This window comes from Candidatus Marimicrobium litorale (genome assembly GCF_026262645.1).
Taxonomy (GTDB): Bacteria; Pseudomonadota; Gammaproteobacteria; order Pseudomonadales; family Halieaceae; genus Marimicrobium; species Marimicrobium litorale.
In genome coordinates this window covers 1,469,394-1,488,921 of the sequence record NZ_SHNO01000001.1, presented here as the reverse complement: position 1 = coordinate 1,488,921, position 19,528 = coordinate 1,469,394, and the positions used below count along the sequence as shown (strand labels likewise).

Annotated in this window: 17 protein-coding genes; 12 read left to right on the top strand and 5 right to left on the bottom strand. The window is 55.1% G+C overall.

What is annotated here, in order from left to right:
* Window positions 1–110: 110 nt before the first annotated feature.
* A complete protein-coding gene (locus EYC82_RS06685; protein ID WP_279248761.1) occupies window positions 111–713 on the bottom strand; it encodes a TetR/AcrR family transcriptional regulator in 603 nt (200 codons plus the stop codon).
* Window positions 714–782: 69 nt separating this feature from the next.
* Between EYC82_RS06685 and EYC82_RS06680 the strand changes: the two genes are divergently transcribed.
* A complete protein-coding gene (locus EYC82_RS06680) occupies window positions 783–2,111 on the top strand; it encodes a hypothetical protein (RefSeq protein WP_279248760.1) in 1,329 nt (442 codons plus the stop codon).
* An 82-nt stretch (window positions 2,112–2,193) separates the two neighbouring features.
* Here EYC82_RS06680 and EYC82_RS06675 read toward each other — a convergent pair whose 3' ends face one another.
* Both EYC82_RS06675 and EYC82_RS06670 read right to left on the bottom strand, forming a co-directional pair.
* Entirely contained in the window at window positions 2,194–2,640 is a 447-nt protein-coding gene (locus EYC82_RS06675) for a hypothetical protein (RefSeq protein ID WP_279248759.1), read from the bottom strand.
* Window positions 2,641–2,977: 337 nt separating this feature from the next.
* Window positions 2,978–4,315 carry an MFS transporter gene (locus EYC82_RS06670; RefSeq protein ID WP_279248758.1) on the bottom strand — a complete coding sequence of 446 codons (1,338 nt, stop codon included), beginning with the start codon at window positions 4,313–4,315 and terminating at the stop codon, window positions 2,978–2,980.
* Between the two features lie 80 nt (window positions 4,316–4,395).
* On the opposite strand from EYC82_RS06670, the gene EYC82_RS06665 reads away from it, so the two are divergent.
* A complete protein-coding gene (locus EYC82_RS06665) occupies window positions 4,396–5,196 on the top strand; it encodes a glycerophosphodiester phosphodiesterase (RefSeq protein ID WP_279248757.1) in 801 nt (266 codons plus the stop codon).
* Window positions 5,197–5,235: 39 nt separating this feature from the next.
* Here the strand turns inward: EYC82_RS06665 and EYC82_RS06660 are convergent, their stop codons facing one another.
* Complete coding sequence (locus EYC82_RS06660) at window positions 5,236–6,096, bottom strand: TIGR03619 family F420-dependent LLM class oxidoreductase (protein WP_279248756.1); 861 nt, start codon at window positions 6,094–6,096, stop codon at window positions 5,236–5,238.
* A 92-nt stretch (window positions 6,097–6,188) separates the two neighbouring features.
* Between EYC82_RS06660 and EYC82_RS06655 the strand changes: the two genes are divergently transcribed.
* Genes EYC82_RS06655 through EYC82_RS06630 form a run of 6 tightly spaced genes read left to right on the top strand, consistent with a single transcriptional unit; the run spans window position 6,189 to window position 12,160 of the window.
* Window positions 6,189–6,713 carry a hypothetical protein gene (locus EYC82_RS06655; protein WP_279248755.1) on the top strand — a complete coding sequence of 175 codons (525 nt, stop codon included), beginning with the start codon at window positions 6,189–6,191 and terminating at the stop codon, window positions 6,711–6,713.
* Window positions 6,714–6,715: 2 nt separating this feature from the next.
* The gene (locus EYC82_RS06650; RefSeq protein ID WP_279248754.1) at window positions 6,716–8,071 is read left to right on the top strand and encodes a cytochrome P450; all 1,356 of its coding nucleotides are present in this window, start codon (window positions 6,716–6,718) and stop codon (window positions 8,069–8,071) included.
* 18 nt (window positions 8,072–8,089) lie between these two features.
* Window positions 8,090–8,302: a ferredoxin gene (locus tag EYC82_RS06645; RefSeq protein ID WP_279248753.1), complete on the top strand. Its 213-nt coding sequence runs from the start codon at window positions 8,090–8,092 to the stop codon at window positions 8,300–8,302.
* 8 nt (window positions 8,303–8,310) lie between these two features.
* The gene (locus tag EYC82_RS06640) at window positions 8,311–9,336 is read left to right on the top strand and encodes an NAD-dependent epimerase/dehydratase family protein (RefSeq protein ID WP_279248752.1); all 1,026 of its coding nucleotides are present in this window, start codon (window positions 8,311–8,313) and stop codon (window positions 9,334–9,336) included.
* Window positions 9,333–9,821: a MaoC/PaaZ C-terminal domain-containing protein gene (locus tag EYC82_RS06635; protein WP_279248751.1), complete on the top strand. Its 489-nt coding sequence runs from the start codon at window positions 9,333–9,335 to the stop codon at window positions 9,819–9,821. The genes EYC82_RS06640 and EYC82_RS06635 overlap by 4 nt, the downstream gene beginning before the upstream one ends.
* A 53-nt stretch (window positions 9,822–9,874) precedes the next feature.
* Window positions 9,875–12,160 carry a TonB-dependent receptor gene (locus EYC82_RS06630; protein WP_279248750.1) on the top strand — a complete coding sequence of 762 codons (2,286 nt, stop codon included), beginning with the start codon at window positions 9,875–9,877 and terminating at the stop codon, window positions 12,158–12,160.
* A gap of 8 nt (window positions 12,161–12,168) precedes the next feature.
* On the opposite strand, the gene EYC82_RS06625 is transcribed toward EYC82_RS06630, so the two are convergent.
* Complete coding sequence (locus EYC82_RS06625) at window positions 12,169–13,431, bottom strand: amidohydrolase family protein (RefSeq protein ID WP_279248749.1); 1,263 nt, start codon at window positions 13,429–13,431, stop codon at window positions 12,169–12,171.
* A 143-nt stretch (window positions 13,432–13,574) separates the two neighbouring features.
* On the opposite strand from EYC82_RS06625, the gene EYC82_RS06620 reads away from it, so the two are divergent.
* From EYC82_RS06620 to EYC82_RS06605, 4 genes are all read left to right on the top strand, one after another.
* A complete protein-coding gene (locus tag EYC82_RS06620) occupies window positions 13,575–14,753 on the top strand; it encodes a hypothetical protein (protein WP_279248748.1) in 1,179 nt (392 codons plus the stop codon).
* 426 nt (window positions 14,754–15,179) lie between these two features.
* Window positions 15,180–17,303, top strand: a complete 2,124-nt coding sequence (locus tag EYC82_RS06615; RefSeq protein WP_279248747.1) for a type I secretion system permease/ATPase — start codon at window positions 15,180–15,182, stop codon at window positions 17,301–17,303.
* Window positions 17,300–18,733 (top strand): HlyD family type I secretion periplasmic adaptor subunit, encoded by a 1,434-nt coding sequence (locus tag EYC82_RS06610; protein WP_279248746.1) that lies wholly within the window; start codon window positions 17,300–17,302, stop codon window positions 18,731–18,733. The genes EYC82_RS06615 and EYC82_RS06610 overlap by 4 nt, the downstream gene beginning before the upstream one ends.
* Window positions 18,733–19,362, top strand: a complete 630-nt coding sequence (locus EYC82_RS06605; protein WP_279248745.1) for a response regulator transcription factor — start codon at window positions 18,733–18,735, stop codon at window positions 19,360–19,362. Before EYC82_RS06610 ends, EYC82_RS06605 begins: the two co-directional genes overlap by 1 nt.
* The last annotated feature ends 166 nt before the right edge of the window (window positions 19,363–19,528 follow it).

Here is a 19,528-nt window from a genome sequence, read left to right as displayed (position 1 = left end):
CGGGAGTTCGGCCATTGCTTGATAGACAGCTGTTCCCAGAGGCTAATGTTGGCGCGCTGAGTGCGGGAGACTCGTTTTTCCGTGTGGCGCGAGCACGTTGAAAATACCCATTAACGTTGCAGGAGGAAAGTGATGGCCTCGCTCAGAGCATCGCATTCCTCGTTAATCGCTTTCTGCGTTCGGTTGTTGCTCGGGTTGATTTCGTCGGCCATGCCGCGCAGTGCAGCGAATAACAAATGACGAGCGACCTCGCTGTTGCCAGTTGTTATATTTTGGTCGTCTAATAGCCGCTGCCAAAAAGCGGATATTTTTTTTGCCCATCGATTAAGTTGTTTTTGGCCATCGATTGATGAGTTATCGTCCTTTCCTGCGTTGCGCAAAATCGCAAGGCTCACCCGGTACTCCTTCTTGCTCACAAGGCCCCAGATCACCTCTGTTAGTTGACGTACTCGCTGATTAAGGTCGTGGCCCTGCAACGTGGTTGCTGCCAGCGTATTTTCGAAGTCTTCAAAAATGTCATCGATGACTGCCTGCAGCAATCCATCCTTATCACCGAAATGGTATTGCAACACTCCCCAGCTGACGCCTGCCTCCTCTGCAATGCGATTGGTATGCGCCGCATGAAAACCCTCGCTATAGATGGCGTCAATAGCCGCTCTGATAACCTTATCGCGGGTGATCTCACGCTTGCTGGGCTGTGTGGAGGAGGGCATGGTTTAGCGGTTGGAATTACCTAGCCTGTATAGACAAAGAGACTATAAAATAGTGGCAACTATAAAACAATGCCTATATATTTTCGTGTAGCCAGGGGTTTCTTCTGGTCACCGTTTGACAGGGCAATTCTCGCGGGTGGCATCACTATGGCAGCGCATGATCTGTTCGAATTTAATCGCTTGAAGCTGGCACAGCTTGGCCGCGAAATGATGCTGTTTGCGCAGTTTAATAGCCGTACGGGTTATGCAGCTTTACGCATGAACCATGGCGACGAGGCCTATCAGGCGATTGCGATCGATAATTGGATGGGTGCGAGCCCTGTGTATACCCGTCGTATGCAGAAAGCCATGCGTTTTTCCGGTGACTCGAGCGTCGAAACTATCTTCAAGGGCCTGCAGCTCGAATGCGGTTTTACTCACCAGTATTTTGATGTGCGTTTTGCGGTGCAGTCGCCAGAGCAAGGCCGCTTTTGGCTCAAAAGTTGTGGCGCACTGCTCGAGACCGAGCCGCGCGGACCAGATGCGGTCAAGACGATGTGTCACGACATTGAGGATCCAACCTTCAATGCCACGGCGGTAGCAACTAATCCACGAGCCCGCATGACGGCGATTCATCGTCCACCTCGAGTCCCATCGGATCGGGTACCCCACTGCGAATGGCTCGTCCACATTGATCCGGAGGCTCTGCCGCTGGCGGAACCGAAAAGTGCACTCGCGATGAGTGAAACAAAGCTTGCCTGCCTTTTTATAGAGCGCGCCCATGGCAGTAGTTCCGGAGGATTGGAGGATTACAGTGGCGACATGCATGAGCGGCTTCACCTGGAGCAATTCTCCCAGTCAGCTTTATCTGTCATTTGCCGCGAGCTTGCGGTGCAGGTGCATCTGCTGATTGCGGCCATGATGCGCTCAGTGGCGGAGCACTATGGCGAGACCGCTGCGCTAGCCGTGGCTGAATTCCAGATGGCGGGTAGCTGTTGGGTTATGAGCGAGCGCCTCTGTGGGTGGCTGGGCCTGAGCGGGTCGGGTATCGACGATGTTATTCGAGTACTAGAGATTCATCCTGCGTTCCAGCCAAGGGAGTACTGGCGTCTGGAGGTTATACGTAATGATGCAGAATCTGCGCGGCTGCGGGTGCACGATTGTCCTGCCTTGCAGGAAACGGAAGGCTGTGGCTGGCAGGCGGTGTTAAAAGCGGGAATGACTGAGGGGCTGGCGGGTCTGGTGAGGGGAGTGTCCAGGCGCGCGAGGGTAACGGCTTGCGGTGAACAAGGATCTTTGTGTTGGGATATCTGTCTCGATGGCGCGGATGAAGAGGAGCCCCTGGCGGTGCAAATAGCCAAGGGTACGGTATTGTACCAGACCCGTCTGAGGGATCGTGTCCAGTTGCTGCAAATGTAGGTGCGCCTGCTCCGTCGTGGTACAGGCGGTTTGTCCCTCGCGACCAGTGGCTGTTGCTGAAAAGTTGTGGCGCAAATATTCTTTACTCAGAGCTTGAATGGTCGTTTTCAATTGAGGACGCGTCTTTAATAGAATGTAGCCAAAAGCGCCTGGCCTCTAGGTACTGGTAACTCATCCCGGTCAGCGTCACCAGCAACGCGAGTGACGCAAGCCAGTATGCGTGCGGAAAAACCCAGAGAAGAGTGCCCAGCAACACCAGGCTCGCTATCGTAATTCCCGATTCCCTATAATCTGTTGGCGCCGCCGAGTCTTGCTGTGAAAAAAAGTAATCATTGGCGGGGTCGGAGCGTGCGCGCCGTGAGATTGTGTGGCTAGTGAAAACCGCCGTGGTAAAAACCATGGCAAGGACAAAAAGCCAAGGTCCCGCCAGGCTTGGGTGGGTGAGATCAATGAGTGCAAATTCAAGCAGTCCTATCAGGAATGGAGGCAGAGTATCCTCCAGTGATGGCAGCCAGTGGAAGCGCAGCATAGGGCTCACGTAAAGCAGCCATATCAGGAGAATGCCGAAAAACAGGGCGATAAACTGTAGCCAGCTTACCAGTGCTATCCAGACGCCTGTCCATAGAAATTCGCTGGCGACCGGCTTGCTCTAGTAGAGCTCCAGCGCGATCGCCTGGATCATGCTCAGCACTGTGAGAGTAATGGAGGGAGCCAGTTTTCGCACACGTTCGACTTGTTCGTTCATGTCTATGCTCCAATGTCGTTCGTGATGTCACGGCACCCTTTGCAGCCCCATAATGAACCTCTGCCCGCTAGATAAAACGTTGCGTGCCGCATCTGATGCGCTGTTGTTATCGGCAAGATGATCAGGTCGCCTGTTCGTCGAGCAGGGCAGCGGCTCGCCCCCGCTGCTCACTGATGGTCCCGAGTAAAATCAGGCCCACCACAAAAAAAGCGAGCGTGGAGTACAAGGCAAACCGGTAGTCTCCTGAGGTAGCATCGATAATCAGACCGTAACTTACTGGTCCGATGATGGCTGCGGCCCGGTTAGCAAGGCCCCACAGGCCAAAGATCTCTCCGTTTCGGGAGTGGGGTGTCAGTTGCCCGACCAGTGCGCGGCCGCCAGCCTGTGTGGCGCCCATCGCCAGCCCCATGAGGTTTCCGGCAAGCCACACCCCTCCTGCAGAATCGACGCCCTGGGTAACGAAAATTGCAGCTATCCAAATCAGTAATGCTGCCCTGAGGCTGACTACTGAGCCAAAGCGATCCTGTGCCTGGCCAAAGGCAAAGGCGCCGATAGCCGCCGTCAGGTTGACGACCATGATCAGTACGATCAATTGTTGGCTGTCAAAGCCCGCGACCTGCTGGGCGTAAATGGCCGCTACAACGACAACGGTGGCTACACCTGACTGAAACAGGGTCAGGCACAACAGGAAGCGAAACAGGTCGGGCAGATGGGTCGCTTCGCGCAGCGTCAACACAACACGGTCGAGACCGGCCCGGACATAAGACAGGTTTGGTGCGGAGGGCATTGGAGTCGCGCGCTCTCGAAGCCAGATGAAAGTCGGCGATGCCGTTACAGCAAATATCAGCGCTGTGATGAAAAGGCACACGGGAACGTAATGGGTAGCGGCCATGTCCCTGGCTTCTGCCCAGTTGATGTAGGCAAGACAGGCAGACAATGTGAGCAGGCCGCCGAAATATCCGAGGCTCCAGCCATATCCGGATATACGACCCATATTGTCGGATGTCGCAATCTCGGGAAGGAATGCTGCGATCAGATTTTCTCCTATCGAAAATGCAATGGTGGAGACGATCAAGCACACGACGGCAAATTGCAGTTGGTCTGGTCCCGCAAGTGCCAGCAGTGCGGTGCTGCCGACACAGAGCGTTGTTGAAAGAAGTAGGAATCGCTTTTTACTCGCGCGTCGATCCGCGATTGCACCAATGACCGGTCCGCACAACAGCACAAGCAGGTTTGCTGCACCGATTGAAAGCGTCCAGGCAAAGGTGGCGCTTCCGGGCTGTGCTGCCTCCATGCCGGCGCCGATAACAGCCACAAAATAAGTGCTGTAAATCGTAGTGAGCACGACTGTGGTGTAGCCTGAATTGGCGAAATCGAAAAATGCCCAGGCGCCAATTTCGCGGCGCTGCACGGGCGCGCTTGTGCCGCGCGAATCAGGCATCTTTCCTGCATTTGACATGGCGAATATTTCCCCTTGCATTTATGCTTGTAGCGGGCGGAGTGATCCGCTTGGCGGGATTACGCTGACAGGTCATCTCTATGGCAAGTGTACTGGATATTGCAATGTCCGTGGTGGACGGTCTTATGGCTGCGATTCCACGCGGTGAGCCGGAGCGAGCAGCTCTGGAGCGATGTCGCCTTATTTCACATCGCGGCGAATACGACAATGTTTGTATTATGGAGAATACGCTGGCGGCCTTTGAGGGGGCGCAACGCGGTGGCGTGTGGGGGTTGGAGTGCGATATCCGCTGGACCAGCGATCTTGTTCCTGTCATCTGCCATGATGCTACTCCCGAGCGGGTGTTTGGTATAGACACGACCCTTGCGGAAGTGCCATTTAATGATCTGCGACGATGGGCAGCGCAAATTCCCAGCCTGCGAGAAGTGGTGGAACAATTCGGTGGCAAGATGCATCTCATGCTGGAGCTAAAGCATGAGAACTGGCCGAACGCGGCGGCGCAGGCGGACATACTGCGCAGTGAACTGGCGCCTCTGCTTCCTGGGGAGAACTACCACCTGCTGTCCCTTGATCCAGATATGTTTGCACGTCTGCCCTTTATCTCGCCGCAATATTGCCTCCCTGTCGCTGAGCTCAATGTAGGAGCGTTGAGTCGTTACGCGCTGGCGCAGGGCTGTGCAGGCCTCGGTGGTCACTATCTTCTTCTGAATGACCGTCTGCGCTCGCGCCATAGTGAGCAGGGCCAGCGGCTGGGAACGGGGTTTCCCGGTTCACGGAATTGCCTTTATCGCGAACTGAACCGCGGTATTGAGTGGGTGTTCAGTAACGATGCGGTGGCGATGCAGCGGATTGTCGATGAGGCACTGGATCGCCAGCCCTGAGGCCCGCTGCACCTCTATGCAGGTGTATTGCGCGGGGGTCTAGCCCAGAAAGCGTTCCGCGAAGTGATCAAGGCGCCGCTTCTTGTCATCAATGCTGGATAGGGTTGTCTTGCCGCTCTCGTCGAGGAAATTGGTGCCGTTGACCATGGTGACGCCGGCTTCCGCGAGTCGCTCGTGTGCGCCCTGTCCGGGATTGATAACACCAGTCCAAATATCAAAGTGTCGCTCGCTATCTGCTTGGGCGACTCGGGCTGCACGGAGGTTGTCCAGGAGTGGGTAAATATCATTTTCCTCGTGGGAAGTAGCCATCCAGCCATCAAATCTTGCAGCACGTGTGAGCGCGGCAGGGGCGTATCCTCCCACCATAATGGGCAGTGGTTCTGTCGTTCCCGGGGACATCTTCACTTTAGGGATGTCATAAAAGCGGCCGTGGTATTCAGTCATTCGCCCGGATACCAGGCCCGGCAGTATTTCCAGCATCTCGTCGGTACGTTTTCCCCGGGTTTTGAAATCCAGGCCCACCATGTCGAACTCGGCTTTTTGCCACCCCACGCCCACGCCCAGCGTGACCCTGTTGCCCGACAGGTAAGCGGCGGTGGAGACAGCCTTGGCGGCACTGAGTGGGTCGCGCAGCGGTAAAATATAAATAGTGGAGAGAAAGTGGAGCGTTGTTGTCGCCTCCGCCAGAGCGGCCGTCATGACCCAGGGGTCGGGCCAGTGGGTATCGGGGTTCCAGAGAATATTGCCGTTGTCACCGTACTCGTAGTCGTCTACCTGTTCAGCGGTAGTTACCAGGTGGTCGCCGTAGGACACACCGTGAAACCCTAATTCCTCGCAGAAACGTGCCAGTTCAGGCATCTGGTCCATTTCCACAAACGCAAGAGACTGCCAGAACTTCATGTACATCGCTCCGTTAAATAACCCGTGTACCAGTGTGCCAGATTCTTTTTATAGTTGAAACTATAAAAAGGGGGGCGTAAGGTAGAACGCAAATGAAAAACGAGTTCACGGGAGTACCGATGGCCAACTATACGCGTGACGAAATTGAAGAAATGATGCGCCGCTGGATAGCGGTGAATGACAAAGCTGAGCAAGAGGGCAACTGGCGCCATCTTGCAGACTTTTACACAACAGATGTTATCTACGGTTGGGATACACCGAACGGAAAGTACGAATTCAACGGCAGGGAGACCGTACGCGAGAACTGCGTCGGCGCAGCCATGGATCCCTACAAGGGTTGGACTTACCCCTATGACAAGATTGTTATCGACGAAAAACGGGGAGAGGCATTTTGCACCTGGTGGCAGACACCGCCGGGCGCACCGAACCGGGAGGATGGCTCCGCGATGAAGGTCATTGGCGCATCCTGGTTTCGCTATGGCGGCGATTATCAATGGTCAGAACAGTTGGATATGTATGACTATACCAACATCACAAACCTGATTCTGGAGTGCGTTGATAAAGGCATTCTGAAGTCAATGCCGAAAATGTCGTCTGAACAAGTGAAGGAGGGGTGAGCATGACTGGCGCTGTAACCCCCGAGCTCAAGCTACCCCCAAAAGTCAGCGGTGAAAAACCAGGTGTGGGGCATATGGAAGAGTTCAGTGTCAATTTTGCTCGCTTTCTGATGCGCTGTAACAGCGAGTGTGGCGAATTGGCTGAATACAATATGGCCGGCCAACAAACCGTGTTGATGAGCGGCCCCCGGGCCCAGGAAGCGTTCCTGAAAGGGCTGGACAAGCACTTGAGCCGGGCGGCCGCCTATCAGGCAACCGTGCCTGTTTTTGGAAAAGGGGTGATATTCGATGCGCCTCCGGACCGTATGAAGACCCAGTTGAAGATTCAGGTCGATGCGCTGCGCTACCAGAACATGAAGAGCTATGCGGCCGTTATCGCTGAGGAGGTTGAAGCGTGGGTCTCGGACTGGGGCGAAGAGGGTGAACTGGATTTTCTTGATGAGTTTATTAGTCTGACCCTGAACACCGCGTGTCATTGTCTCCTGGGTGCCGATTTTCGTTATCGGATGACCGCGGAATTCAAGGCGCTCTACCATGATCTCGAGAAAGGTCTGCAGGCGATCGCCTTTGTTGATCCCTACCTGCAACAGCCGCTGTTCGAGGCGCGTGACAATGCCCGCGCCCGGCTACAGGAGTTGATCAGTGAGATAATCGCTGAACGTCGAGCCGATCCCGACAAGATCTATGGTGATGCCCTGGAAACATTTATGTCGGGCACCTACAGTGATGGTTCCCTCCTGAGCGATAATGAAATCACCGGGTTGGTCATCGCCACCATGTTTGCAGGTCATCACACCAGTTCCGGTACGGCCGCCTGGACCGCCGTTGAATTGGCGCGATGCCCCGAGTATATGGCAGATATACTTGAAGAACTGACTGCGCTGTTCGGCGAGGGCCAGGATCTGACGTTTGAAAATCTCCGCGAAATTCCTCGCCTGGAGGCTTTTATTGAAGAGGTACTGCGCCTGCATCCTCCATTGGTGCTTCTAATGCGTCGTGTTATCGAGGACATCAACTACGATGGCACGCTGATCGAGGCTGGCAAGACGGTAGCGATATCCACCTACGGCTCCCACCGCAACCCCGCGTTTTTTCCCGAGCCCGAGACGTTTAATCCTCACAGAGACCGGGCCAATACGCCGGAGATGATGTGGGCCTATATTCCCTTTGGGGGTGGTCCCCACAAATGTGCCGGTAATGCCTTCGCGTTGATGCAACTCAAATCTATTTTCGCTGCGTTGCTGCCCAAGTATGATTTTGAGCTCGTGGATTCTGCGGAGAATTATCAGGATGATCTATCGGCAATAGTGCTCAAGCCGAGTTCTCCTTCCCGCTTGCGATATCGTCGGCGCGCATAGCATAAAGGATAAGCATTCATGGTTATGAAAATCAGTATAGACCGGGCCTTGTGCCAGGGACACAGTGTGTGTCTCGGAGAATGTGCAGAAGTGTTCAATGTTGAAGAGACCGACGATGCTTATCCTCAAGTGGTGTTATTGCAAGAAACACCCGCTGAAGAACTGCGTGACAGGGTCATGGCAGCAGCCCGGTACTGCCCTAATCATGTGATTACCGTGGCAGAGGTCTAGGCTCACACATGCGCATACTGGTTACGGGAGGAACGGGTTTTGTCGGCTCTCATGTTGCCCGGCAACTGCAGGCCACGGGGCACGCTGTTCGCTTATTAGTGCGTGACCAGACCAAAGCATGCGCTTATTACGATAAGTTAAATCTGCCACAGCCCGAGATGGTGACAGGGGATATCACCGAGTCCGACTCGGTGGCCGCGGCGCTGGCGGAGTGCAATGCGGTGGTACATGCTGCTGCCGGCACGCCTCTTGGCGCGACCCGGAACGAGTTGCTGCGGGTCAACGTAGAGGGTACACGCAACGTGGTTGGCACTGCGTTGGAGCAGGGTATACAGCAGATAGTCTGCGTCTCCAGCATCACCGCGATCTTTAACGAGGACGGCGCAAAAGTCACAGCGAGCGCGCCTCCCGCGCCGTCGAAGCTTCCCTATGGGCAAAGCAAAGTCGAGGCGGAGCGTTATCTGCGCAGCTTGCAGGCAAGCGGTGCCGCGATATCGATAGTCTATCCGGGAGGCGTGGTGGGGCCCGATGATCCCAGTCTGTCCGACTCCATGCGGGCGCTGAAGCACCGTATCGACAACGGGTTCCGCATTTTCGGAGATGGCGGAATGCAGCAGGTGGATGTCCGTGACCTCGCCGCGTTTATCTGTTCGCTCGCAGTCAAAGGAGACGGTGGTCGGTTCCTGGTGCCAGGGGTATACCTGAAGTGGACAGAGTTTGCGGACATTGTCGAATCGGTGTCCGGGTGCGATCTCAAGCGTATTCCTGTGGAGGGCTGGAAGCTCAGGTTGATGGGTCAACTGATCGATATCGTGAGAAAATTTCGTGTGATGGATACTCCCATATCAGCAGAGACTATGCGCTATGCTACGTTGTGGCCGCGGATCGAAAATACGCATGAATTAGTGGCGCGTGGCATTACCTTGCGAGACCCCGCGCAGACCTTCAGTGACTGTATCGCCTGGATGGTGGCCGAAAAGCATCTTGACGGCGACCAGTGTCCGCGCATTGTGCAAACACCAGGTCTTGTATGACCGGTCCCGCCTCAGGGCAGCCGTTTTTCTTCGACGATTGTGTTGTCGGAGAAGAGCATCTCGCAGGCACCTACGAGCTATCGGCCGCGACTATGATTGAATTTGCCCGAGAGTGGGATCCACAGCCTTTTCATATCGACGAAGTCGCCGCAAGGGACTCCATCTTCGGTAACCTGACCGCTTGTTCAGCACACATTTTCGCGATTTTTTGTATCACCAGCCAGCGCTGGCAGAGTGGTGTAGTGCAGCAGGCCGTGGCGGGTCTGGGGTTTGACGATATGCGTATGCACCAGCCAGTTTTTGCCGGTGATGTGTTGCGGTGCAAGACAGTGATTGCCGCGGCGCGCCTGTCTGCCAGTAATCCCGATAGCGGTATTGTCAGTTACGATACGCGGCTGGAGAATCAGCAGGGGGTAGTCGTTTTTAGTATCAGGGCCTCCAGTATGCTGGCACGTGATCCGGCAAGAATGGCAAGCAAGCCCTAACTATATTGCAGGTATCGCGTATACTGGTTGCAATAAAAAAAGGTATTCGGTCTATGAAACAGTGCCGCTCTATCTCGATTGCAGTCCTTGGCTTTTTTTATCTCTGTTGTCCGGTGCTTGCGGCTCCGGCCCTTGAAGAAATCATTGTCACAGCCGAAAAGCGCGCAGAATCCCTACAGGACGTCCCTATATCCATCGTCGCGTTTAGCCAGAATCGGCTGGAGCAGTTGGGTATTAACGACATCAAGGGATTGGCTTCAACCGTGCCCAACCTGCTGGTGCAAGAATTTACGGGTTCGTCGACCACTGTGCGCCTTTTCATCCGCGGTGTTGGCCAGAACGATGTGCAAATCACGCAAGATCCTTCTGTGGCTTTATACATGGACGGAGTTTATATCGGTTCATCCGTCGGTACGGCATTTGAAACAGCAGATACAGAGCGCATCGAAGTTTTGCGCGGCCCCCAGGGCACGCTTTATGGCCGCAACGCGACGGGCGGAGCGATTAATATCATCACGCGACCAGCCGACACAGAAGCTCTCGACTTTCGTCAGAATTTTCAGGTTGGTAACTACGGTTTGTTTCGCTCCAGTAGTATTCTTAATTTGCCGATCACTGACAACACCGCAGTCAAGTTTGCTTATACAACTTACGACCGCGACGGTATTGTCGAAAATAAAGGTCGGGGCGCAGATTTTGGCATCGAGGATCGCAATACCTTTATCGGCGATTTTCATTGGACAATCAGTGATCAGCAGACGCTGGATTATAAGTATGAGCACTCCTCCACCAAGGATACCGCTCGCCTCTCACAGGCACTGGGGTTTGATCGCAGTCAGCCGCTCGCGAGTGCTATTGTCTTTGAGAACCCTGAGGTAGATGCGGCTGGCAATCCCGTTGAGGCTACTAATGATCGGCTTGACGAGGCGACATCCTATGATTTTCAGGAGAAAGGCGACAACAAGATCAAAGCACATACGCTGAACTACGCTTTGGAGATAAATGACGTTCTGAGTTTTAAGTCGATAACCGGTTACAGGGACTTGAATGGCTTCACGCAGAACGCGCAAGCGCCCACCGCGGCGCTGTTCGGGAACCTTACGATTACCAATGGTTTACCACAAACCGACTTCAATCAGTTTACTCAGGAGTTGCAGTTGTTGGGCGAGACAGATTCTCTTGTCTGGGTGGGCGGCCTGTTTTACTACGAGGACGATGGTGAAGAAAATCAGCCGGGCAATAGCGGTGGTACCGAAAATCTGCCGCCCGGTGTGTTGGTAGATTTCACGAAAACCAAGAATAGCTCTGCTGCGATATTCGGGCAGGCAACCTGGACGCCGGCGGCGCTCAACGACCGCTGGCACTTTACGCTTGGAGCCCGTTACTCTGACGATAGCCGCAAGGCGACCAGAGACAATAACCGCGTGTCCTTTTCATTGGGCCAACCTAATGGGATTGCGCCGTTCAGGGCCAAGTACGATAAGGATTTTAGCAAATTTAACCCGTCGGTCACGGTGCAGTATGACCTGAATGAGTTTTCCAACGTGTATGCCAAGGCAGTCAGCGCTTACAAGTCAGGGGGCACCAGTCAGCGCTCAACCAGTCGCGCTAATTTCGAGATGGGGTTCGATGAAGAGGACCTCGTTTCCTACGAGATCGGTTACAAGGGCGATCTGCTGAATGGCAGATTGAGGATCAATGGCGCGCTGTTCTACATGGAGTATGACGATTACCAGCAGAGCGTACCCACAGGCAATAATGCGGGAGAGCGCGATTTTATCAACATAGACGACGCTAATATAAAGGGTCTGGAGTGGGATATTTCTGCGGCTATCACCGATGAGATAACAGCTTCGCTGAACTACGGGTACCTCGATACGAGCTTTGGTCCCAGTAGTGTGTCCTATCTTGCCCTCGACGCTAATTCACCGGATGGAACTTCGATCATTACTGATACACTCACCGACGACCTGGCGCTTGCCCCCAAGCACAGTGCGACATTGTCGCTCGAATATACCCGGCCCCTGTCTTTCGGTCTTTTTAACGCGAATATCAACGTGCTTTACCAGGACAGTACGAACTCGGGCGTGACCGTGCCTACCGGCTATTTGGATGAGCGCACCCTGCTGGGCGCTAACCTGACCCTTTCCCAGATTCAATTAGGTCGAGATTACGGCCAGTTGAAAGTAATGCTGTGGGGAAAAAACCTGCTGGATGAGGAGTATTATATCGGCAACATTCGGCAAACACAGTTTGACCAGCTGGGTTTCAGTTACGGGGTGGCGACGTTCGGTGATCCCCTCACCTACGGCGTCACACTGGAATACCAGTATCAGTGATCACCGGCTTAGGCCGCCTTCGGTGCCTGCCTGATTGCGCTAATGTCGGGCCCGATACGGCTGGCTGCTGACTCAATCAGTGAGCGGTCGAAGCCGAACACATCGATCGCGTTCTCTCCCAGAATTGCGCGTACTTCCTTTTCACTGACGGCGTGAAAGGTTTCTCGTAACTTGTTCATGGTGTCAGGCCAGGTACCCTCCATGTGGGGATAGTCCGAACCCCACATGAGTTTGTTGATACCAATGTCATGGCGGCTACCAATTTCATGGGGCGCCAAAAATGAAGCGCCGATAAAACAATTGCGTTGAAAATACTCTGTCGGTGTCAATGACATGTTCTTGGTAAAGTGGGCAAAGATCGGGTTATCGATCTTGAAGTTCAGTACTCTCAGCGTCTCAATGATCCAGGCGCAGCCTGTTTCAGTGAAAATCATTTTCAGTCCGGGGTGCTTTTCGAAAACGCCAGACCACAGCAGAGCCGTGAACGGCCGTTGCGCCCACATGTCGACTTCGCTGATGTACATCATTGTCGCGCTGCCCGCATCGCCGTAATCCGGAGACCAGCCCGAGTGTGTGTGAATCGGCATGTTCAATTCTTCACAAACGCTCCACAGGGGTTCGTAGCGACGATAGTCGTGGTAGAACGGGTGATGCCCGGTGCTGGTCGGTAGCAGGACTCCTCCAAACAGGCCCATCTTATGCGCTTCCCTGATGTCACTCACAGTGGTCGCGATATCGTCTACGTTGACAATGGCGACCCCCGCATGTCGCCCCGGGTTACCCTTGCACAGGTCCGCGAGCCAGTGGTTATAGGCGCGATTACCAGCGAGGCTTTGCTCGGCCGAGACCTCGTGGCGGTACTGCATCAAGCCTGCGCCAAATGGCGCCATCTGGGGAAAAATGACCTCGCCGGCGATGCCATCCTCCTCCAGCTCTTTGAGTCTGACTTCAGGGAGGTACTCGCCGCGTCGAGGGGCAATGATGCTGTCTGGATCGCAGAGGAAATCCCACAGTTCTGAATCCGTGGCGCGGGCCGCGGTAGAGGCCGCCGCTGGATCCATTCTGCCTGCGCCCTGGTCCCCCGAGCGAGCGTTGAATTCCTCCGCTGCCTCTTGATCGAAAAAAGTGCCCATACGCTTCATCATTTCGCGGGCGTATTCCAGCCACCAGGCATCTGCAGCCGTATGAAATTCGGCAGGCAGGTAAGGTTTGTAGCCCTCCGGCAACGCGCCTGCGTGACAATCCGAGCTGATAATGGCGAGTTTTGACATAACTATCTCCTGCACCTGTAGGGTCTAACCGAGCCAGTGTATTGGAGCGAAACGTGATATAGCAAGCTCGTAAGCTGACTGTGGTCAACGTACCGTGCTTTGTTATAAATTGTTGCACGGGGTCAATTGGTTGGGAGCACATTATGGACACAGCGTTACAGCCTGCGGTGGTGGAGGCGGATCTCGGCTTCTCAAGGCCAGCCGAGGTCATCAAGGATGATGGCAGCCGGGGTTTGAGGCGGGCCGTTACACGGCCGGTCGATCAGGATTTTTCCAGTCAATTCGAGTACCGGCGCTGCCAGATACGCGACTTGTGCGGGGCGGGGCACCCGCAGCCCGGGCTGCGCTCCATGGGCTTTGAGACCATCGATCTGCGCGATAGAGAAGGCCTACAGTCGCTGTTGTGCGATGTGAAAGTGGCCGGGGAGATCAGTGACGCCCAATCCAGACAGTTGCGGCGTCACCTGCAAGGCGGCGTATTTCGTCTGTCCCGCGGCCGGTGCCTGAAAATGCTTCACGTGGCGCCCGAGGGACTGGTGATGCGCAGGGGCGGACCGAACGGATTGAAAGTCGATCCGCACCGCTCGATGACGGAGATGAACCACCACGATGTGGCGCTGGCCATTCACGGTGACCAGGACGTTCGCGGAACACCACTACGGCAAATTATGCGTGGTTTCGCCCCCTCAATGTTCAATCATCGTACACCGGATGGCAGTAATCGCTGGTCACCCCTGACACTCGTCAACTTGTGGATACCGTTACAACAGATTACCCGGCCTCTCGCCCTGATGGACCGGCGCACGCTGAATGCCCGCAAGCACCAGTTGCGATACGCCTTGCCTACCGATACCTTTCTCGATCGACGGGAGGATATGCGCTTGAATGATATCTGGGCGTTTCTCCACGATGACGAGCAGCGTTGGTACTTTCACTCCCATATGAATCACCAGCAAGCCTATGTGTTCGATACCCTCGGCGAGCCACATGGTTCCTTTACCCTTCCCGGTGAGAACGTCGCAGAGCATTATTACCAGCTACTGCTTCAACTGCGCGAACAACTGGCGAAGGGCGCTGCGCTGCCTATCGCGATGGCAAAGCCGCCGCCGCTTGCGGAAACGACAGCGCCCCTGCGCAAGGCGATCGACTCGATGGCTTCATTGGTCGCACACGCGCCCAACGACAAGTCTGAGCAGTCGACTATCGATGTTTGGCAGGCCCGTGCGGGCGAGGCAATGGACAGTGTGGTGCGCAAGTCATTGGAGATGCGGGTGGTGGCGATGGTGTTGCCGGATCTGTGGCCTTTTAACCGGCGCTCTTGAGGGTTTGCTACTGGCCATGGTTGAAGCTCAACGGCTTTATCTGCCCCCTCGGGGAGTGATGCCGCTGAGATCGGTGGGCGCGTTCCTCTCAACCTGCAATAGGAGCGCAGCATATTCCGAGACTAGTGGTTCGCGATACGCCTAAGGGGGTGGTGCGCTACGTCAGGTATTTTTGAGCATTTGCTTTGGATTCTCATTTCGACACTTATGGTTGCTGCCGGTAGGTGGTTTCTTGTAACGCGGCGCAGGGACGCAAAAAAGCCATGATGTGATCTGTGATCTGTGATGTTGTGCTCATTATGGAGCATGGTAAACAGAGGCGTTCTACCCTATGCTTACAGGTGATGGAAAATATAGGTTATTCATAGGCTTAGCAATAGTGCCGATAAAAAAATCCGGACTGTGAGGGGGGGCAGGACGCCTAATATGAGCACCCAAGTTGATCCACTGCTAGAGTGCCTGCTCGCCCTGTGCCGGTTTCACGGTGTCGGGACTACGGCTGCTGCCGTGTCGGGTGGTTTGCCACTGAAGAAAGGGCAACTGACCCCCGACCTGTTCGACAGGGCGGCATCCAGAATGGGTTTGTCCTGCAGATTTGTTCACCGCAGTGTCGACGCTATCGAGACAGCGCTGTTGCCCGCCGTGATTTTCCTTGAGGGTGAGCGTGCTTGCCTGCTGACCGGCTGGAATACCAGTGGCGAGAAAGCGCAGGTTGTGTATCCCGACCACAACGAAGCGGTAGTTGAAGTTTGTCGTTCTGAATTATCCGCACAGGCTACGGGTGAGGTAATTTTCTGCCGTCCCCGCTTCCGCTTCGACGCTCGCGCTCCTAGGGTCGGCGAAAGTGTGCGGGGTCATTGGTTTTGGGATGCGATCAGAGCCAATGCTCCCATTTATCGCGATGTGCTGCTCGCCGCTTTTTTCATTAACGTGTTCGCGTTGGCCATGCCTTTGTTCACGATGAACGTCTACGACCGGGTGGTGCCCAACCACGCGACGGAGACCTTGTGGATGTTGGCGGCAGGCGTCATCATACTGTTGCTCGCGGATATTTCTTTGCGCACGATGCGGGGCTACTTTATCGATCTCGCCAGCAAACGTGTTGATATCCGGCTGTCTTCCCTGATTATGGAGCGAGTACTGGGGATACGCTTGGAGCACAGGCCCGCTTCTGTGGGCTCTTATGCAGTGAACCTGCGCTCTTTCGAATCTCTCAGGGACTTCATTACATCGGCGTCAATTACCACGCTTATTGACCTCCCTTTTGCCGTGCTTTTTATCGCGGTGATGGCGTGGATTGCATGGCCTGTGATTATTCCTGTGATCATCGGTCTGATAGTGGTTGTCGGCTATGCATTGTCCGTGAGGGGCAAGTTAAAAGAGCTGGCCGAGACGACTTATCGGGCAGGTGCGATGCGTAACTCAACGCTGATCGAAAGCCTTGTGGGGTTGGAGACAATCAAGTCGATGGATGGCGAGTCGCGCGTGCAGCGGCGTTGGGAAGACACCACTTCTTTTTTGGCGCACGTCGGTGTGCAATTGCGTTTAATAACAAACTCGACGATTAACGTGACCCAGTGGGGCCAGCAGATGGTCTATATCTTTGTCATTATTACTGGGGTCTATCTGATTTCTGTGGGCGCATTATCCATGGGGGGATTGATCGCCTGTACCATGTTGTCCGGCCGCATCATGGCACCCTTCGGTCAGTTAGCGGGTCTTATTACCCAGTACCATAACGCGCAGATATCGCTGGAGACTTTGGAAGGCGTCATGGATAAACCGGTGGAGCGTCCGGAGGGAACGCAGTTTCTTTCTCGCGAGATGTTTCGCGGTGAAATCGAGTTCAAGAATGTGTCGTTTGCCTATCCCGGCGCGGAGATGAGTTCACTCAGTGATGTTTCTTTCAAGATCAAGCCCGGTGAGCACGTGGCCATATTGGGACGGGTCGGTTCGGGTAAATCCACCCTGCAGAAACTAGCGATGGGCTTGTATCAGCCCACGGATGGCGCCATCTTTATTGACGGCATAGACAGCAGGCAGCTGGACCCTTCCGAACTGCGTAGCCGCATCGGTTACGTGCCACAGGATGTCACTTTGTTCTATGGCAGTCTGCGAGACAATCTTACTATGTCGAACGTCCAGGTCTCCGATGCGGCGATAGTGCGGGCAGTGGAGATCGCTAATCTCGCGGATTACGTTAACCGGCATCCACAGGGGTTCGATATGATGATCGGGGAGCGCGGCGACTCGCTCTCCGGAGGCCAGCGCAAATGCGTCGCGCTGGCGCGAGGGGTCATTAACGAACCGCCACTATTACTGATGGATGAGCCTACCGGCTCTATGGATCATTCGACCGAGGTAGCGGTCAAAAATCAGCTGGCGGAGTTTGTTCAGGGGCGTACCTGGCTGGTAGTGACGCATCGCAATACCCTGTTGGAGATGGTGGATCGCATTATCGTAATTGACCAGGGCAAGCTGGTGGCTGACGGGCCGCGGGAAACTGTGGTGCAGGCCCTTCAGCAGGGTCGTGTAGGGAAAGCGGAATGAGTGCTGAGTCGCAGGGACGAATGCCCGGCGAGGCCGGGGTCGCGACGCCACCGGCACAGGAGCAGCGTTCTGTGTCTTGGCATCGACAGCTGGTGGATGTCCTTTTTGCACCCTGGATACCCGATGATACTGAGACCCCGGATGACTGGCAGCAGGACGTTCACCGCGCCTTCGTAGAGCAATACCCGCTGCGGGCGCGCAAGATTCTTTATGCGGTGGCGATTGCTGTTGTGCTGCTGGTGATCTGGTCGGCTCTGGCAGAGATTGATGAAGTGACAAAAGGTCAGGGAAAGGTCATACCGTCGCGACAGGTGCAGGTGATTCAGTCCCTTGATGGGGGTGTTATCACGAAGATTCTGGTGCGTGAGGGAGACATGGTTAAGCAAGGTGAGCTACTGCTTCGTCTCGATCAAACACGCTCCCAGTCCACCTTCCGCGAAAACCGGGCTGAGTTCCAGGCGCTTTCAGTCAAAGCTGCGCGGTTGCGCGCGCTCGTGGAGGATACAGACTTCGCGCCCGACGCCGAACTCTTGGTGACCGTGCCCAATATTGTTGCAGAGGAAATGGCGCTGTTTACCACGCGACGTTCGGAGCTGGATCTGGCGCAAAAAATTGCGCAGCGTCAGCTTGAACAGCGTGATGAGGAACTGGTCGAGGCCATTGCGCGTGAGGCGCAGGCGGCTCGCTCTTTGGAGTTGACGAGTCAGGAGTTGCGTATGACTCGACCAATGGTCGATTCGGGGGCGGTATCCGAGGTCGAAATACTGCGACTGGAGCGAGAAGAGAATCAGCTCTCCGGTGAGCGCAAGCAGGCGGCGGCGCAGATTAACCGTCTTGAGTCTGCTATACAGGAGGGTCGCCGGAAACTGGATACGGTAGATGTGGAGTTTGACAACGAAATCCGTGAGGAGTTGGCGGACACACTATCGCGTATCAATTCCCTGCGGGAAACTGCGGAGGGACTATCGGATCGAGTCAAAGGCGCGGAGATTCGCTCGCCGGTTAACGGCACGGTAAAACAGCTTTATTACTATACGATCGGTGGTGTGGTCCTTCCTGGTAAAGAGATCATTGAGATCGTGCCGGCCGATGATACGTTGCTGCTTGAGGCCCGCATCCGGCCCAGAGATATCGCTTTTTTAATGCCAGGGCAGAAAGCATTGGTGAAATTCACCGCTTACGATTTCGTCGTCTATGGCGGACTGGAGGGCGTTGTAGAGCATATCGGCGCGGACACGGTTATGGATGAGGAGGGCGAGCCTTTCTACGAAGTCACTGTTCGTACCCACGAGGCCCGCCTGGCGGAAGACAAACCCATTATTCCCGGTATGGTCGTAGAAGTAGACATACTGACCGGCAAGAAAAGCGTGCTGGCCTACCTCATGAAGCCTATTCTTCGCGCCAAGCAATACGCACTCACGGAGCGCTGATGAGCCGGGTTTTTATTACGCCCACGGGCATATTGCGCGAGCGCTGGCGTGAGGCTTTCCCTGCAGCCCGTGCCGCGGCAAAAATGGCCCGGCTGACAGAACAGGTTCTGTCCGACACAGGCAGTCTTTGGCTTGATGCAGCCCAGTTGCCAGAGCAGTTGAGAATGCCCCGCGTGATTGCCGCCTGTGCTCTGGGTCGACCTGTGGTCGTAATGGTTGGTGTGCCTGCGGAGGGAGAGGCCCACGCGTTCCTCAATGCGGGGGCGGTCGGTTATTGCCATGTAGAGGCAGCACCCGAGCAGTTGCAGGAAATTGCGACCGTGGTGGAGCACGGTGGGTTGTGGATGCCGCCCGCCTTGTTGCAGCGCTTTTTGGCGCTTACGACGCGTGCTGCGGGGTCCCAGGTGCCGCAGGTGCAGCCCCTGAACGAATTGACCTCGCGCGAGCTAATGGTCGCGGAGCAGGTTGCAAGAGGAGCCAGCAACCGCGAAATTGCCGAAATCCTGAGTATTACGGAGCGAACTGTCAAAGCGCACTTATCGGCGATTTTCGAGAAATTGCAGGTGCGTGACCGGGTACAACTGGCGCTGAAGATGAACAATGTCCCCACCTACCATACGGTGAATTGAGCCCCGGCGTCCGTTTGCAACGCGCCTGACCCCGGCGGACCACCATTGACCCGACTGTGACCTGCGTCACACTGTGTAATTCAGCCACCTTACCTGTCCAAAAGTACAATGCCAGAGCCGGTCGGCCGGCATAGTATTGCAGCACTATACCGGTAATTTTATACAA